This is a genomic window from Plantibacter cousiniae (nom. nud.) (assembly GCF_977070315.1).
In genome coordinates this window covers 443,159-459,165 of record NZ_CDRVEU010000003.1, presented here as the reverse complement: position 1 = coordinate 459,165, position 16,007 = coordinate 443,159, and the positions used below count along the sequence as shown (strand labels likewise).

Sequence of the window (16,007 nt, the reverse complement as noted above, 5' to 3'; positions counted from 1 at the left end):
GCGTTTTTTCATTGATCGCCGTACCGATGCGGACGGCGCCACACTCCATGAGGAGCACCCCGATGGCTGTTGGTCTTGGTCCTTTGCCTGCGTTGCACCCGGTTCCCGGTTTTGAACTTGGCATTTCTTCTGCCGGCATCAAACGCCCGGGGCGCAAGGATGTCGTGGTCATGCGCTGTGCCGAAGGCTCCAGCGTTGCCGGTGTATTCACCTTGAATGCGTTCTGCGCAGCGCCGGTCATTCTGGCCAAACAGCGTGTTCAGGGCACCGTGCGTTATTTGCTGACCAACACCGGTAATGCCAATGCGGGCACAGGCGAACCAGGTCTTGTGGCGGCGCGGCGTACCTGCGAGAAACTGGCGCAACTGACTGGCGTCGATGCTTCTGCGGTGCTGCCGTACTCGACGGGCGTGATCGGCGAGCCGCTGCCAGTGGAAAAGATCGAAGGCGCTCTGCAGGCTGCGCTGGATGATCTGTCTGTGGATAACTGGGCCGCTGCGGCGACCGGGATCATGACTACCGACACCCTGCCCAAGGGCGCCAGCCGTCAGTTCAGCCATGACGGCGTGACCGTCACTGTGACCGGCATCAGCAAGGGCGCAGGCATGATTCGACCGAACATGGCGACCATGCTCGGTTACATCGCCACCGATGCCAAAGTGGCGCAGAGCGTGCTTCAGGACCTGATTCGTGACGGCGCCAACAAGTCGTTCAACCGCATCACCATCGATGGCGACACCTCGACCAACGATTGCTGCATGCTGATCGCCACCGGTCAGGCTGACCTGCCGGAAATCACCGAGGCCAAAGGCCCGCTATTCGAAGCGTTGAAGAAAGCCGTGTTCGATGTGTGCATGGAAGTCGCTCAGGCCATCGTGCGTGACGGTGAAGGTGCGACCAAGTTCGTGACCGTTGAAGTCAACGGTGGCGGCAATCATCAGGAATGCCTGGACGTCGGTTATGCCGTGGCCCACTCGCCACTGATCAAGACCGCGCTGTTCGCCTCCGACCCGAACTGGGGACGTATTCTGGCGGCTGTCGGCCGTGCCGGTGTGCCGGATCTGGACGTGAGCAAGATCGACGTATTCCTGAGTGGCGTGTGCATCGCCAGCCAGGGCTGCCGCGCCACGACCTACACCGAAGAGCAGGGCTCGGCGGTGATGGCCGAAGAAGAAATCACCATCCGTATCGAGCTGGGCCGCGGCAATTGCAGCGAAACGATCTGGACCACCGATCTTTCTCACGAGTACGTGAAGATCAACGCGGAATATCGCACCTGATTCAATGCCCGGCGCGCCGGCATCCTGTCTTCGCGCCGGGCTCAATGGAGCTGAACCATGAGCCTGCACCTGATTATCGGCGACAAACGCTACTCCTCCTGGTCGCTGCGTCCCTGGCTGGTGCTGGAAATGACCGGTGCTTCGTTCACCGATCAGGTCATCCGCCTGAACCAGCCTGACACCCGTGCGAACATTCTCAAGTATTCACCCACCGGCAAGGTCCCTGCGTTGCAGTGCGAGCACGGAACGATCATCGATTCGCTGGCCATTTGCGAATACCTGGTCGAACGTTTTCCGGACGCTGGCCTGTGGCCGAGTGACGTCGCTGCGCGTGCCCAGGCACGTTCTGCCTGCGCGCAGATGCACAGCGGCTTTGTCAGTCTGCGTTCGAACATGCCGATGGACCTGCGCCAGGATCAGGCACTGGAAGTAATCCCGGTCGATACCCAGAACGACATCGACCGTATCGTCGAACTGTGGGCCGAATGCCGCACTGCGTCGGCCGAAAGTGGTCCGTTTCTGTTCGGCAAGCCAAGCATTGCCGACGCGTTCTTTGCCCCGGTAGCCATTCGCCTGCGCAGCTACCGTGTCGAGTTGCCTGAAGAAGCGCTGAAGTACATCGAAACCATTTACCAGTGGCCTGCTTTCAAACGCTGGCAGCAGGCCGGTCTGGAGGAGTCCTGATCGTGAAACGAGTTCATGTGGCCGCCGCCGTCATTCGTGACGCTGACGGCAGCGTATTGATTGCCCGACGTGCCGACACTCAGCATCAAGGCGGCCTCTGGGAGTTTCCTGGCGGCAAGGTCGAGGAGGGCGAGACCGTCCAGGACGCGCTCGCACGTGAACTGCAGGAAGAGCTGGGCATCCTGGTGACGGCGGCACGTCCGCTGATCAAGGTTTGTCACGACTATCCGGACAAGCAGGTGCTGCTGGACGTCTGGGAAGTCTCGGCATTCACTGGCCTGGCGCATGGTGCAGAAGGGCAGCCGCTGGTCTGGGCCAGCCCGCGTGAGCTGGCCAATTATGACTTTCCGGCCGCCAATCAGCCTATCGTCGCGGCGGCACGTTTGCCCGGCGAGTACCTGATCACCCCTGAGGGGCTGGACAATATCGAGCTGTTGCGCGGTATGCAGAAAGCCATCGCAGGCGGCATCAAACTGGTCCAGTTGCGTGCGCCGGGTGGTTACGACCCGAAGTACCGTGACCTGGCCGTGGATGCGGCGGGCCTGTGTGCCGGCAAGGCGCAGCTCATGCTCAAAGGGCCTCTGGAGTGGCTGGGCGACTTTCCGTCCGCCGGTTGGCACCTGACGGCGGAGCAACTGCGCAAGTACGCCAGTCGCGGGCGTCCGTTCCCTGAGAACCGTTGGCTGGCGGCGTCATGCCATAACGCAGAAGAGCTGGCTTTGGCAGAGCAGATGGGCGTGGATTTCGTCACCCTGTCGCCTGTTCAGTCAACCCTGACCCACCCCGATGCGCAACCGCTGGGCTGGCAGCAGGCAACGCAACTGATTGCAGGCTTCAACAAGCCGGTCTTTCTGTTGGGTGGCGTAGGCCCTGCCGAGCGTCAACAGGCCTGGGAAAGCGGCGCACAGGGCGTGGCCGGGATTCGCGCGTTCTGGCCTGACGAGATCGTCTGACGCTCAGCAGAGGACGCAGAGCTCCCAGAACGGCATGCCCACGCAGAGTAACTAGCGTTATACACATGTCTGCTCTTGATTCTGGCCGCAGGCCGTGGGAGTGAGCTTGCTCGCGAAGAGGCCAGTAAAACCCCTGAAAATGGGGCGTCTGGACCAACGTCTTTGTGAGCGATGCGAACCGCCGCCCGCTCAATCCCACAAGGCCTATACATAACGCCAGGCCGCTGGCGTGAGGGTGTCTTCTGTGATGCTCCGTGTAATGGATATGCCCGTCAAACCGGCTTGGGCGCGGGCTGCCAAAGGATCTCGGCAATGCCCTGTCTTCTGGCGATCAATCGAGCAGCGACGAACAGCAGGTCCGACAGCCTGTTGATATACGCCAGCCCTGCGCCTTCCAGCGGCTCGACAGCATTCAGATGCTGACAGCGACGTTCTGCACTGCGCGCCAGGCTGCGGCAGATGTGCGCTTGGGCGATCAGCGATGAACCGCCTGGCAAAATGAAATTCTCCAGTGGCCCCAGTTCGTCATTCCAGACATCGATGGCGGCCTCCAGTCGCTCGACCTCGGCTTCGTTCAGCGCCTTGTAGGTCGGCATGGCCAGTTCGCCGCCCAGATCGAACAGACGGTGCTGACACGGTGCAAGTACTTCGATCACTTCCTTGAGGGCCGGGACGCGCTGAGCTTCATCGATCAACCCTGCCAGCAATAGCCCCAGCTGGCTGTTGAGCGTATCGACCTCACCGATGGCCTCGACGCGCGGATGATCCTTGGAGACCCGACGGCCATCGCCCAGACCGGTTTCACCGGCATCGCCAGTGCGCGTGTAAATCTTCGACAAACGAAAGCCCATTGATGCGATTCCTGATCAGGATTTTGAAATGACCTGCTGCTGAACGCTCACCTGGTTGGCCACCAGCGGTAGACGCAGCGTAAAGCAGGTGCCTGTGCCGAGAGAGGAATGTACCTCCATCTGGCCTTTGTGGTTGTTGGTGACAATGAAGTAGGACACCGACAAGCCCAGTCCGGTGCCCTGGCCGATTTCCTTGGTGGTGAAAAACGGCTCGAACGTACGCTTGCGGATGTTCTCCGACATGCCGATGCCGTTGTCCTCGACCTGGATCTCGGCCCACGGCGGATTGAGGCGCGTGCGCAGGGTGATGCGCCCGGGCTCTTCGCTCTCCGGCCGCTGGTGAATGGCCTGCGCGGCATTCTTCAGCAGGTTCAGCAGCACCTGCTCCAGCTCGTTGGCAATGCACGGCACCGGACCCAGTTCGGGGTCGAACTGACGGATGATGTGCTGGCCCTTGAAGTCGAAACCGATGGTCAGATCGAAGTCGTTACTGGCGATCTCCACGGCCTGATCGATCAAGGCAGGCAAGTCGCAGGGTGATAACTGACGACTGCTCAGGCGGCTGAAATTGAGCATGTGGCTGACAATTTTTGCAGCCCTGGCACCGGCCTGCTGAATGCCGTCGAGCAGTTTGGGCACTTCGCGGCTTTCCAGGTAATGGTTGACCTGCGCCAGATCGACGCCGTCGGCCTCGGCCTGCTCGATGTTCTTCGGCAGCTCCGGGGACAGCCGCCGGCGGATGTTCTGCACGTTGTGCAGAATGGCGCCCAGCGGGTTGTTGATCTCATGCGCCATGCCTGCTGCGAGCCCGCCGACGGACAACATTTTTTCCGACTGCACCATCATTTCTTCCAGTGATATGCGCTGGGTGATGTCATCGATCCGGATCACCACGCCGCGCCCGGCATCACCGGTCAATGGGTAGAACGTCAGCGCGTAGTGGCGGGACTCGTCATTCTTGATCCAGGTCACGCGCTCGATCTTGGTCACGCTGTGGCGCTCGACGGTGTGCTTGATCTGCGGCAGAAACGAGCGCATCGGCTCGAAGGCCAGGAAGATCGGCTGGTTCAGCGCTTCGTCCAGAGTCGTCCCGGACAATGCCGTCGCCTCCTGATTCCACTGGGTGACGTACAGCTGTTCATCCAGCGCGATCATCGCCGACGGCATCGAGTCGATGATGCTGTTGAGGTAGTTCTGGAAGCCGGTGAGCTTCTTCTCGATCTTGCTGCGCACCTGGACTTCCAGCTCCAGCTTGCGGTTGGTGTGGCGTGTCTCCTCCGCCAGCCCTTGGGCCTGATCGTAGGCTTCCTGCGAGTCGTCCCGCGCGCGCTTGAGTTGCTGTTCACGCGCTTCGATACGCGACAGCATGGTGTTGAACGCCTCGGCCAGGCTGCCGATTTCATCCTCGTTACCGGGTTCTGCGCGGAGTGCGTAGTTCTCTTCGCGGGTCACCTGCCGGGACAGTTCTTCAAGCTGATAAATAGGTTCAGTAATCAGGCGCCGAATCTGCCGTGCCACCACCAGCCATAGCAACACGCTGAACACCAGAATGCCCAGGCTGGCAGTCAGCGTACCGGTGTAAAACGCTGGGGGCAGCTCGCTGCTGGCAACCAGCAACAGATGCCCTGGCGGCTCGTCGCCCTTCGGTACGGTAATGACCTGCGTACTGCGAAATTCGGTCAGGCGCCAGTTGTCCATGTCTTTGAAGTGTCTGGGCAGCTCAAGGCTTTCGCCCTGATGCATCTGCTCAAGCCGCTCGCCGTTGTTGTCATACAGGGCTGCGGCACGTAACGGCCCGTAGCTTCTCAGTTCCTTGAGCAGCGCGCGCGCCTCATCAGGCGAGTACAAGGCCCGTTCGTTGAGGTTGGCGCTGCTAATCAGCCGGCCAATGGTCTGCAGGGCCTGCGGAGCCATCGCCTCCTGAGAGATGTAATAGGCCGCGCTGATGAAGGTCAGGTTGGCGACCAGCAGTACGGTGGTCATCAGGACCAGCAGGGCGGCCAGCAGTTTCTGGCCGACTGGCAGGTTTTCCAGGCGTTGGCGCAAGCGCATTGGGCAAGTCGCAGTGACGGGTGATGCGAGCAGGGTAGCGCGGGCTAGTCGGTACGCAAACCCTTGCTTGCCAGATGGGCTGTCAGACGCGTCTGCAAATGCTGCAGGTGCGGTGCGGGGCTGCCATGACGCGCTGCGGCTGCGCACGCATAACCCAGCAGGTAGCTGATTTCGGTGCGTCGTCCGTGAAGCACATCCTGATACATGGATGAATAGTTGGAGGCGGTCGCCTGGATGACCCGCAGCACTTCGGCATGCAGCTCCTGCGCGGCCGCTGGCTGGCCGCAGCGGCCCAGCAGCTCGGTCAGCTCGGCGCACAGCGTGGCGACCTCGCAGGCGTGCTCGAGCAGGCCACCATTACGGCAGTCATGCAGCACCGTCAGCGGGTTGATCGCGCAGTTGAGGGCCAGCTTGCGCCACAGGCGGGTCAGGATGTCCGGCGTCCATTGGTGGGGAATGCCACTGTCGTGCAAGTCCTGCAGAAGCGCGGGGGCTGTCGGGTTGGATGCATCCCCCAGCCAGTTGAAACCATGGCCAGCGAACCTGACGTGCCAGTCCGATTCCAGAAACGCGCCTTCGGTGCTGGAGGCAAACAGGCAGCGCGCGTGGGGGATTTGCGCAGCCACTGCGTCCTGGCTGCCCAGGCCGTTCTGCAACAGGATGACGTCGGCCTGCGCCGTCAGTCGCGGAGCCAGCTGAGCGACAGCCTGCTCGGCCTCGTAAGCCTTGCAGGTCACCAGCAGTCGTTCGATGGGTTGTCGATGGTCGGCGGTCTGCGCTTCGACCGGGTACGCATGGGCAATATCGTTCTCGACCAGCGTCACGCAGCTGCCATTGGCTTGATAGGCGGCCAGCCGATCAGCGTTGCGAAGGATCAACCGCACCGGCAGATTCGCGCGTGCCAGTCGCGTCGCCCAGAGACTGCCCAGGCTGCCTGCACCGAGAACATGCCATGTCACCGCCATCACAGCGGCACGTTATGGCGCTGAAGCGGTCTGCAGAAGGTGAAAACAAGGATGTGCATGGAAGGCTCACAGTGAACGCTGGAAAAGTCTCGTTATAATGAGCGTTCTTTCACACCGTCAAGTCATGCGTGCCCGAATTGTGCGCACGCCGTTTATCTGGAGAACATACATGCCCTCGTTCGACGTAGTGTCCGAATTGGATAAACACGAAGTCACGAATGCCGTCGACAACGCTATCAAAGAGCTGGACCGTCGCTATGACCTCAAAGGCAAAGGCACGTTCGAGTTCAAGGAACTGACCGTCACGCTGACTGCAGAAGCAGACTTCCAGCTGGAGGCCATGATCGAAATCCTCAAGCTGGCGCTGGTCAAACGCAAGATCGACGCGAAGTGCCTTGAGATCAAGGACGCTTATGCTTCCGGCAAATTGATGAAGCAGGAAGTCATCTTGCGTGAAGGCATCGACAAGGAGCTGGCGAAGAAAATCGTCGCTCACATCAAGGAAGCCAAGCTCAAGGTCCAGGCCGCCATTCAGGGCGAGCAGGTGCGGGTGACCGGCAAGAAACGCGATGACCTGCAAGAAGCCATCGCAGCGCTGCGTGCCTACGATTCGGGCATGCCGTTGCAATTCAACAACTTCCGCGACTGATCGTTGCATTGAAAGCCGGGGAACCCTGCGTTCCCCGGCCAGTCCGAATCGCCCTGAGCATTGAAATGACGGCAGGCCGCCGTAGTTTTGATCGCAGTTCGTGACGAGTAAGGAGATAACGATGGATTTAAACGCAGAAGTCGGTCATCTGTGGCAAGCGTCGCAGGCCTGGATTCCGATGATCATGGAGTACGGCAGCCGCTTGCTGCTGGCAGTCGTTACATTGTGCGTAGGCTGGTGGCTGATCAACCGGCTGACCGGCAAACTGGGCGCCTTGCTGGCCTTGCGACACGCCGATCTGGCCTTGCAGGGCTTTGTCAGCAACCTGGCCAACATCATTCTGAAAATCCTGCTGGTGGTCAGCGTCGCGTCGATGATCGGCGTGGAAACCACCTCGTTCGTGGCGGCGATCGGTGCGGCCGGTCTGGCGATCGGTCTGGCGTTGCAAGGCAGCCTGGCGAACTTCGCCGGTGGAGTACTGATTCTGTTGTTCCGCCCATTCCGTATCGGTGACTGGATTGAAGCCCAGGGTGTGTCGGGAACCGTCGACAACATCCAGATCTTCCACACCGTGCTGCGCACCGGCGACAACCGTACCGTGATCATTCCCAACGGCAACCTGTCCAACGGCATCATCACCAACACCAACCGTCAACCGACCCGCAAGATCACCTTCGACATCGGCGTCAGCCACGATGCGGATTTGAGGAAAGCATTGCAGGTCCTGCTGGACATGGCAGACGACCCACGCGTACTCAAGGACCCGGCCCCCCAGGCTGTGGTGGCTGCGCTGGGGGAGAACGCAATTACCTTGTCCCTGCGCGTCTGGACCAGCAGTGGCGACATGGGCGACGTGACGTCGATGTTCAACATCGAAGCGCGCGACCGCCTGAAGGACGCAGGCATCGAGATCCCACTGCCGCAACGGATTGTGCGGGTGGTTCAGGAATAGTTGTGAGTGCGGTATGAAAAAGCCCTGGCTCGTGAGAGTCGGGGCTTTTCTTTATTTGCAGGTTCAGGAAAAGGCTCTTTTCATGATTGATGATTGTCTGCCTTCAGCGATGCCCGGGCGCTTTACCGTCTGTTGATACGAACATGCCTTTCAGCTCTCCGGCACAAAAAGTAGGTTATTTACTGTAAATGTAACCGTCGTCGTCCTCATCTTCCTCGTTGATATCTTTGAGTTTTTCTTGATGAGGCACCGGGTAAAGACCCAGTACAGCCGCTATTCCCGCAGATATGCCCATGAGGAATGGGGTCGGCTCGGGATACTGCGAAAGTTTCCGATCGGGATCCTCTGTGGGATTAACGCCGCTGCCAGCGGGGAGCTTCATTATCTTCATACCATCAGCGGTGAGAATGCAGCGAGGCGGGACTATCTTGCCTTCAAACATTTCCACTATTTCGGCGTTGGGTAAGGGGGTGAGCGGCTCACTGACCTGTGCACCCGATTCGCTATGCGTGAACAAGAACTTCTCGCCGCTTTTCTCGATACGAATCCTTGGCTGATTCTTGGGCTTTGTGGCGTAGTCACCAATCAACTCGTCACACGGGGACACTGACTCTTGCGCACAGCCCGCTAATAGAACCATCCCGGCGACTAAATGCACCCCTACGACGGCCTGACAAAAACGCGTGTACATGTTTCTTCCTTGTTCCAATTGAGGGGGCAGTTCCATGTCGTTTCCTGTACTTGCGCTGCATGACCTGATCACGAAATATCCTAAATCACTCGCACATTCATGGCGTGGCTGGCCACACCCTGACAGCCGCACGCCAGTCGGTGGCCGTGCAGGACCACCGGTATGCCGTTCAGTTTTCGGGTGGGGTGGCCTTCGATAAAGGCGAATTCTCCTGAATGAAGCGGGCAGGTGGCTTTGTCGCCCAGCACGGCCGGAGGCTTGCCGTTGAGGGTGTGGGTGCCTGCCAGTTGGCAGGACACCACTCGGCCACCACTGCTGGTGGCGTCGCCCAGGCAGACGGGATAACTCACTCCGCAGGTGCCCCGCCGGTTGGCGAGCCGAAGGTGAACGGGTCTGCGCCGCGGTTCTGGCTGTTCTTCGCTTTGCGGGCTTCATCGGGCGGGCGGACCATTTGTACGGTCAGGCTGCCATCGGTGCCGGCGTAGACCACGGCACTGACGCCGCCATCCTTGTAACTGGCGATGGTCGCCAGATTGATCTCGACCAGCGCACCACTGACCCCGGTATTGCCCAGACGGCGGCCGATGTCGTAGCCCTCTTCGACATTGCCCAGCTCAAGACCGTGGCCGTCCTTGTTCAGGTCGTGCAGGGCATTGTTGAGGGCAATTTCCGCTTCAGGGTTGTTGGTGCTGTCGTAGAACACCCGCACAGGTTTCTGACCCTCAGGCAGTGTGTCTAGTGCCTTTAGCCAGGCGGCTTGCAAGGCTTTGGCTTGCAAGGCCGGTTTCAGACGCTTGCCGTTTTCATCCTGCATGGGCGCCTTGATCGGGCGGTGCAGATAGCCGAGTACCGGCGCAGCATCGAACTCCTTGACCTGATGCTGACCCCAACGGATTGGCAGCCAGGGGGAGGGCTCGAAGTTGCCAGGGCCGCGATTGCTGATGGTCTTCCAGAGGGTGGGGAGCTGGGATTGCCAGTAGGCGGTGGACATGGTGCTCGGGGCATCCGGTACCTTGGGATTATAGGTGCCTGCTCCTGCTTCATACAGATTCTTGTCACGCTCCCAGTAAAAAGCCCACAGCTTGCCCAGATCGCTACTTTTGTTTTGATTGTCATCTGAATCGTTAGTCGCATAGGGACGGATGTAGTGATCCACTCGATCCGATCGAGTAACCAGCAGGCCGGTCATGCTTTCAAATACCGTTGGAACTACTTGAGCGTTTTTTGGCATGCCCGGAGTACCTGCAACGCGTAATCCGTTTCGCGTGACATCACCGTCTTCACTTACTATTAGCGCTTGAGGTACTTGCAGGTTGTCCTCAAAAAAACTGAATAAACGGTTAAGTATTTTTTGAGCGTGAGTAGTGTTTTCAGCGTCTTGCCACAAGAATAACGTCACACCTAAAGTAGCGGCGTTGCGCCCGTTGAGAATGTTGTCGGCGGCACCTGTGTCTGATGGTTGTTTTGGGGGGGCAATTGCAAACGTCGGGATGGGCCAATATGGCACAGCCACATCTGCAGAATGTTGGAAGGCTACGCGTATATTGATGTCTCTAGTAGTCTCGCGTGAACTCAGACCGGGATTGTAGTCCTTTGCATCTGACGAGTATATTGAAACGAAATTGCTATTTTTTTTAACGATCTCTCGCCAGATTGACGATTGATGCCAGCCATGTACTGCCATTCCTACCCCCCGGATTTCCAAGGCGTAATTTCGTTTTTGAGTGGCCTGTTGATCTGATATCTGTGCTGCAACGTTGGATTTGTATGCCGCCAGTTCGACTTTTTCATGAGCAACGGCTTTGCCCCACCAGTGACCACTGTAGGTCAGCAGCACAGTGCCAAAAATAGCCGCAATGCCCCAGCGCGTTACCGAGTGTATGTCACGGAGTTCCATGTTGTTTTCCTGTGCGTTTAAATAGACTAGCAGGACAAATCCTATCCAGAGGGAAAGCAGTATTCCTATTATCCAGATATACGGCTTCAGCTTGGGTCGTATCAAGGCTTTCCTTGGGTACGCCGTCATTTAGAGACTCCGTTAATCTGAGAGCCTGTGAGTAAGGATGGCGGTGTTAATGGTACTAGCTCTGGCGGGGGGAATATGCCTCGTTCGTAGTAAGCATTACTGGCTTTCACCAATGCCTGAGCTTCGTCGCTAAGTTTTATCCAGCCAGGCAGTTTCTCAACAACTTCAAATTTCTTCTTGTCCATCTTCCAATCCGCAATCGCCACCAGCACATCACGCATCGCCGGGTCGTCCAGGCATTTCGCCTGACCAATCGCGATATCCATCGCCGTTACCCATTGATGGTTTTCCGGGCTTCGCAACAGGCCCGAGTGATAGCTATTGAAGTCCAGCACCTCGGTCGAATTGCTTTCATCCATGAACTCACGTATTTCGTCCGGCGTGTCCTCGCGCAGTATCTCGTAAGTATCCGAAGGCCTTGGTGCGCCGTCGCCTGTCAGTCTTCGCTTGATTATGATGCGGGTCTGTTGACCTGGCGCTTTGCCCATATTCCATTGGGCAAGCTCTCGCTCCAGGTCTATCGATCCTGTGTGGTTGCGCACAAAGTGCCATCTGAGCTTGGCCCTTGGGTTGCCCACGGCATTGGCTTTGTTAGCGTCATCGGGCCTGTCACGCCCTGATTTGTTCTGATCGCCCTTGTAATTCTCCTCCTCCCCGCCAAACATAGCGGGGGCGTGTGGTGGATACAGTTGTTCAGCGTTGATCAGTATCCTATGCCCTTCTTCTGTAGGGCCTTTCGAAAGGAGCCCTGCGAACCAACTGTCGCCGGCATAGCGAGATTCGTTTTTGGCGCGCAACAGGTCATAGCCTGGAGGCTTTCCAACCATGACCGGAGAATCGTCACGGTAGCGCTTGGTCCACATGCGTTGATAAAAGCGCACGGCCTTCAATTCAGCCATAGGGTTGCGAGTACTGTCTTTGCCATGGATGTCCCACACCCCAAACGTGCCGATGCCTCTTACGTCATCCAGTGCAACGGTGGTGTCGTCCGGGCAGAAATACAGGTATACCTTGCCGCGGTTATCACGCTCAGGGAATACCGTCAGGTTACCGACTTTGCCCTTGTCTTTGCGCGTACCTTGTGTCGGTGACCACTGCGGGCCGCTTCTTCCGCAGTAGGTTGCGGGGTTGCACAGGTCTGAAAGCGGCGGCTGGGTGTGGGGTGCCTGAGTCACCTGTGCCACGATGCGAGTCAGTGTGGTTAGCGTGTCTTGATCTTTGGGGGTGACTTCCGGGAACAGGCAGTAGGGCGTGTCCACCATGATGATGGTGTCCGCGCAACGATGCCCCCCGTCCACCAGCAGTGCTTGCGCCAGCAGGGTAATCAACGTGCCTTGGCTATGCGCCATGATCGTGATGGTTTCGTCGGGAGACACCCTGCGTATCTCCTTGACCATCATCGCGAGCCGGTGAGCAGCCAGCACGTAATAACGTCGATGTGGGTTATCCCCCAGAAAATGTGTGTTGGGTAGCGTCTTTCGGGCAATCTTAAGGCGCATGGTGAGTGGCAGGCCCTTGTCATACATTTCCAGCAGGTTATTGGTGGCATTGACAAAATAACCACCGGCCTTGCCAAAATGCCGATCCAGGCGATTACCTTGTATGTCCTGATACTGGTCACGCAGTTTAGTGGGGGCGTTGTTCTTGTCCCGGCTGATTTCGCTGGGGTCGGCCCGATATCCCCAATAAAAGGGAATCAGCAGGCTGCGCGTTTTCGGGTCGTCAGTATCACGTCTGTAAAGATGGGTGTCTGGGTCGTCGAGTAGCTGTTTATCTTGATCTTCCAGTTGTTGTTTGGCTCTGAGTTTTTTTTCGCGATGTCGTACTCAGCCCCGTATCGCCCCGGCACCAGATCCGGCCGGTCCAGTCGCTCATTCACCCCCTGACACAACCCGCTCTCCACCATGCTGTACGACGCCCCCGGGTCATTCACACCGTGCAGAAAGATCACTACGCCTGGCAAATCGCCGGGCACTTCCATTTTGCAGGTGGTGTTGAGGTTGGGGATCAGGCGTGTGTTGCCTTGGGCAACGGCGTATTCATCGGCGCCGTTCATTGCGCACCTCCTTTCGGGGTGCCGCTGCGCAGTGCCGATACTTGCGCCTGATGCATCATTTCGCGTTCCACGCGCTCGGTCAGTCCGTCTGCGTTCGTCATTCCTTTCACTAGGCTTCCATCTTCCAGTTTGATTTCATACGAGTGATCCGCTGCTGCCCGCGGGCTTTGTTCGCTGTGGCCGGGGTAGTGGAAGGTGACCTGCTGGGCGGCGGGGTCGCGGCCGAAAGAAGGGATCGCAGCGCTGTCGGTCTTGGGGCCGATCCAGTCGTGTTCGCTGGCGTGCACAGTGACTTTGCCCTGTGAGCCGATCTCGACGCCGCCGCCAATCTTGATGTAACTGCCGTCATCGGCGACCAGGCGGATGGTCGGCGCGGTGATGACCACTTCGCCTTCGACGGCCGAGACGTGCAGGTTTTTCTGGGCATTGAGGGCGATGTCGTCTTCCTGCGCTTGCACCAGCACCTTGCCGCGGTTGGCGATGGCGCTGATGCCTGCATCCTGAGCGAAGGCCGACAGCCCTTTGCCTGCTTGCAGGTGCATGGCCGCGCCGCTGGTCAATTGCAGGTTGTCCTGCGCAGTGGTGTCGTGATTTTCACCCGCATAGTGAACCTGCGAGCGTGGTGTGGCGCTGGCAATGCCGGCGGCAGCGGTCATGGCCAGTACCGGGTCGCCCAGGCCGTTATTGTCCGGCGCGGGCCATTGGTCGAGCGACTGGCGCAAGGCTTCCATACCTTTGACATCCACCGCCTGACTGCCACGTGCGGCTGCGGTTTCGCCGAGGGATTTGAACAGCTCGCCGCACTCGGCCAGCAGTTTGAGCAGCTCTTCGCGATCCAGCTGTGAGCCTTTTGCGTCGGTACGCGCATAGGTGGTCAGCAACATGCCTTGCGCGGCACGCAGGGCGATGGCGGCATCGGTGCGCAGTTCTGCGCCGTTGCCGCGTGGCTGAGCGGTGCCGTCAGTACGCGGATCGGTCAGTTTGCCCAGGTTGAGGGCAGTGGCCTGATGGGTCGTGCCCATGCGTGCGCGCAGCGAGCCCGGCGTGTCATCGAACAGCAGTTCGTTGAAGCCGCTGCCTTTGTGTTCCTGGGTGCGGATCCCCGACAGCGTGCGGTTGCCGGGCAGCCCCGAGGCCTTGCTGAAGCGTGGCGGCAGATTAATGTTGTTGTAGAGTACCGACGTCACCAGAGGCCGGTCGATATCGCCCGCCAGAAAGGTCACCAGCACTTCCTGGCCGATGCGTGGCATGAACTGATGCCCGAAGCCGCTACCGGCACTGGGCATCGCCACTCTTAACCAGGTGGTGCCTTGCGGTAGGCTGTCGCCGCGCTGCCAGTGGAACCTGACCTGTATCCGCGCCAGTTCATCAGTGAACACTTCCTCACCTTCCGGCCCGACCACGATGGCGCTCAGAGGGCCCGGAATGCTCGGGCGCGGGACGGTGATCGGATGACGGTAGGGGATTTTGTGGCGAATGCACACGAACTCGTTTGTGTAGCCCGCGCCTTCGTCCGACAGGTAATTGTTGCTGCCCTCATGCTTGACCGATATCAGCAGAAAACTGCGATCTTCAGCAGAGCCGCGGTCATGATCAAAATGTTGGGTCAGTTCAAAGGTGTGGCCAGGGTACATGGCGCGGCAGTTACTGTTGCCGGTGAATGTCTTGCCCTGAACTTCAATGGCCTCCAGACGCTGACGTACCAGGCGTTCACCGTCATTGAAGGTGCCGTGGCTGTAGTGATCGAGCACGTCATACACTTCATACGAATCGACGTTGCCCTGCTCGTTGAGACTCGGCATGCCAACCGGCAGCGAATTGCGCGGCTGCTTGTAATCGAAAGTCTGAATGGACATGCGCCCCGACTGCAGGCGTCGATGGCTGCGCCATTCGGTAATCGAATCCGCTGTCTCGGTAACGGATGCACTGTGATAACGAATGGTGGGCTGTTGCGGCAGGGGCGAGAGGTCACGCGAGTGATCAAGAATGATCAGCGTGTGCTTTTCCTGATTGTGATCGAAATAGAAGAACAACCCTTCGTGTTCCAGCAAGCGCAATACAAAGGTCAGATCGCTTTCACGGTACTGGGTGATGTAACTGTGTGTCTTGAGTGGCTGGCTGAGTTGAAACTCGAAATCGGGCAACGCGCCATAGGCCGCAAATACCGTTCGGATAACGGCTTCGATGGTCTGTTCCTGAAATATGCGCGAGTCGACGCGTCGCGAGAGCATCCACAGCCAGGGGCTCAGTGTTGCGCTGTAACGTGCCAGACCGCCGTCGCTGCCTTCCAGGCTGAAGGCACTGATATAGCCATTGATGAAGCGCGACTCGCCGGTGGCCAGCTCTATTGCCAGTTGTGCAGGCTGGCCGATCTGCGATTTGAGCTCCAGGCCGGCATCGCGACTGATCATCGATAACTCGAAACTGAACAGCTCGGACAGGCTTTCAGTGCCGGAAAAACGTTCCAGCAGGAGTTCCTGTTCGTCACGGGCAACGGTCGTCAGTTTGATCAGACGACGGTTTTGTGGCGCAAATAGCGCCGTTAGATCCTTTAACATTGTTGCTCCGTTATATAAAACCAGCCGCTCGTTCCGAGCGAGAGTGCTGATATAGAGAGGTGGGTGAGTCTATAGACTTCTTTCCGGGGGCACACAGTTAAATTGCAAAGGGCCATTACCGAGCGACATTACTCCTGAAGGCGCGGTGAGGTAGTGAGGAATGGCTAACGATGTCGTCGGCCAATTCATAAGAAGCTGTAGTGCGTTTCTTACGGCTTAATGAGAGACGCCACGAGGAAAGACTGTAAGGGGAGGGCGCGCGATATGAAAAAAGCCCTGGCGGGTGAGCG

At 58.5% G+C, this 16,007-nt stretch carries 14 protein-coding genes; 5 read left to right on the top strand and 9 right to left on the bottom strand.

The window, feature by feature from the left end:
* Window positions 1-62 precede the first annotated feature (62 nt).
* The 3 genes from argJ to ACW55A_RS08845 are packed head-to-tail and all read left to right on the top strand — an operon-like array spanning window position 63 to window position 2,917.
* Complete coding sequence (gene argJ, locus ACW55A_RS08855) at window positions 63-1,280, top strand: bifunctional glutamate N-acetyltransferase/amino-acid acetyltransferase ArgJ (protein ID WP_046719019.1); 1,218 nt, start codon at window positions 63-65, stop codon at window positions 1,278-1,280.
* Between the two features lie 57 nt (window positions 1,281-1,337).
* Window positions 1,338-1,964, top strand: a complete 627-nt coding sequence (locus ACW55A_RS08850) for a glutathione S-transferase family protein (RefSeq protein WP_058397316.1) — start codon at window positions 1,338-1,340, stop codon at window positions 1,962-1,964.
* Window positions 1,965-1,966: 2 nt separating this feature from the next.
* Window positions 1,967-2,917, top strand: a complete 951-nt coding sequence (locus ACW55A_RS08845) for a Nudix family hydrolase (RefSeq protein ID WP_455808438.1) — start codon at window positions 1,967-1,969, stop codon at window positions 2,915-2,917.
* A 272-nt stretch (window positions 2,918-3,189) separates the two neighbouring features.
* Here ACW55A_RS08845 and ACW55A_RS08840 read toward each other — a convergent pair whose 3' ends face one another.
* Genes ACW55A_RS08840 through ACW55A_RS08830 form a run of 3 tightly spaced genes read right to left on the bottom strand, consistent with a single transcriptional unit; the run spans window position 3,190 to window position 6,785 of the window.
* Window positions 3,190-3,768: a cob(I)yrinic acid a,c-diamide adenosyltransferase gene (locus ACW55A_RS08840; RefSeq protein WP_003363999.1), complete on the bottom strand. Its 579-nt coding sequence runs from the start codon at window positions 3,766-3,768 to the stop codon at window positions 3,190-3,192.
* A gap of 15 nt (window positions 3,769-3,783) precedes the next feature.
* Complete coding sequence (locus ACW55A_RS08835; protein ID WP_455808439.1) at window positions 3,784-5,820, bottom strand: sensor histidine kinase; 2,037 nt, start codon at window positions 5,818-5,820, stop codon at window positions 3,784-3,786.
* A gap of 44 nt (window positions 5,821-5,864) precedes the next feature.
* Window positions 5,865-6,785, bottom strand: a complete 921-nt coding sequence (locus ACW55A_RS08830) for a putative 2-dehydropantoate 2-reductase (protein WP_074805042.1) — start codon at window positions 6,783-6,785, stop codon at window positions 5,865-5,867.
* Between the two features lie 169 nt (window positions 6,786-6,954).
* Between ACW55A_RS08830 and ACW55A_RS08825 the strand changes: the two genes are divergently transcribed.
* On the top strand, window positions 6,955-7,434 hold the full coding sequence (locus tag ACW55A_RS08825) for a YajQ family cyclic di-GMP-binding protein (RefSeq protein WP_003304827.1): 480 nt from the start codon (window positions 6,955-6,957) through the stop codon (window positions 7,432-7,434).
* Window positions 7,435-7,555: 121 nt separating this feature from the next.
* Complete coding sequence (locus ACW55A_RS08820) at window positions 7,556-8,386, top strand: mechanosensitive ion channel family protein (RefSeq protein WP_003363993.1); 831 nt, start codon at window positions 7,556-7,558, stop codon at window positions 8,384-8,386.
* Window positions 8,387-8,561: 175 nt separating this feature from the next.
* Here ACW55A_RS08820 and ACW55A_RS08815 read toward each other — a convergent pair whose 3' ends face one another.
* The 6 genes from ACW55A_RS08815 to ACW55A_RS08790 form a co-directional block, all read right to left on the bottom strand.
* Complete coding sequence (locus ACW55A_RS08815) at window positions 8,562-9,113, bottom strand: hypothetical protein (protein WP_498810883.1); 552 nt, start codon at window positions 9,111-9,113, stop codon at window positions 8,562-8,564.
* Between the two features lie 44 nt (window positions 9,114-9,157).
* Window positions 9,158-9,427 carry a PAAR domain-containing protein gene (locus tag ACW55A_RS08810; RefSeq protein ID WP_003431441.1) on the bottom strand — a complete coding sequence of 90 codons (270 nt, stop codon included), beginning with the start codon at window positions 9,425-9,427 and terminating at the stop codon, window positions 9,158-9,160.
* Window positions 9,424-10,974: a type VI lipase adapter Tla3 domain-containing protein gene (locus tag ACW55A_RS08805; RefSeq protein ID WP_498810884.1), complete on the bottom strand. Its 1,551-nt coding sequence runs from the start codon at window positions 10,972-10,974 to the stop codon at window positions 9,424-9,426. Before ACW55A_RS08805 ends, ACW55A_RS08810 begins: the two co-directional genes overlap by 4 nt.
* A gap of 125 nt (window positions 10,975-11,099) precedes the next feature.
* Entirely contained in the window at window positions 11,100-12,890 is a 1,791-nt protein-coding gene (locus tag ACW55A_RS08800) for a T6SS effector phospholipase Tle3 domain-containing protein (RefSeq protein ID WP_498810962.1), read from the bottom strand.
* Window positions 12,800-13,159 carry a T6SS effector phospholipase Tle3 domain-containing protein gene (locus tag ACW55A_RS08795; protein ID WP_498810885.1) on the bottom strand — a complete coding sequence of 120 codons (360 nt, stop codon included), beginning with the start codon at window positions 13,157-13,159 and terminating at the stop codon, window positions 12,800-12,802. Before ACW55A_RS08795 ends, ACW55A_RS08800 begins: the two co-directional genes overlap by 91 nt.
* Window positions 13,156-15,717 (bottom strand): type VI secretion system Vgr family protein, encoded by a 2,562-nt coding sequence (locus ACW55A_RS08790; RefSeq protein WP_498810886.1) that lies wholly within the window; start codon window positions 15,715-15,717, stop codon window positions 13,156-13,158. Before ACW55A_RS08790 ends, ACW55A_RS08795 begins: the two co-directional genes overlap by 4 nt.
* Between the last annotated feature and the right edge of the window lie 290 nt (window positions 15,718-16,007).

Bases quoted from the DNA above. Each gene is read 5' to 3' on its own strand.
- ACW55A_RS08805 (WP_498810884.1), bottom strand. From the start codon at position 10,974: ATGGAACTCCGTGACATACACTCGGTAACGCGCTGGGGCATTGCGGCT.
- ACW55A_RS08830 (WP_074805042.1), bottom strand. From the start codon at position 6,785: ATGGCGGTGACATGGCATGTTCTCGGTGCAGGCAGCCTGGGCAGTCTC.
- ACW55A_RS08840 (WP_003363999.1), bottom strand. From the start codon at position 3,768: ATGGGCTTTCGTTTGTCGAAGATTTACACGCGCACTGGCGATGCCGGT.
- ACW55A_RS08815 (WP_498810883.1), bottom strand. From the start codon at position 9,113: ATGGAACTGCCCCCTCAATTGGAACAAGGAAGAAACATGTACACGCGT.
- ACW55A_RS08790 (WP_498810886.1), bottom strand. From the start codon at position 15,717: ATGTTAAAGGATCTAACGGCGCTATTTGCGCCACAAAACCGTCGTCTG.
- ACW55A_RS08795 (WP_498810885.1), bottom strand. From the start codon at position 13,159: ATGAACGGCGCCGATGAATACGCCGTTGCCCAAGGCAACACACGCCTG.
- ACW55A_RS08820 (WP_003363993.1), top strand. From the start codon at position 7,556: ATGGATTTAAACGCAGAAGTCGGTCATCTGTGGCAAGCGTCGCAGGCC.
- ACW55A_RS08825 (WP_003304827.1), top strand. From the start codon at position 6,955: ATGCCCTCGTTCGACGTAGTGTCCGAATTGGATAAACACGAAGTCACG.
- ACW55A_RS08850 (WP_058397316.1), top strand. From the start codon at position 1,338: ATGAGCCTGCACCTGATTATCGGCGACAAACGCTACTCCTCCTGGTCG.
- argJ (WP_046719019.1), top strand. From the start codon at position 63: ATGGCTGTTGGTCTTGGTCCTTTGCCTGCGTTGCACCCGGTTCCCGGT.
- ACW55A_RS08835 (WP_455808439.1), bottom strand. From the start codon at position 5,820: ATGCGCTTGCGCCAACGCCTGGAAAACCTGCCAGTCGGCCAGAAACTG.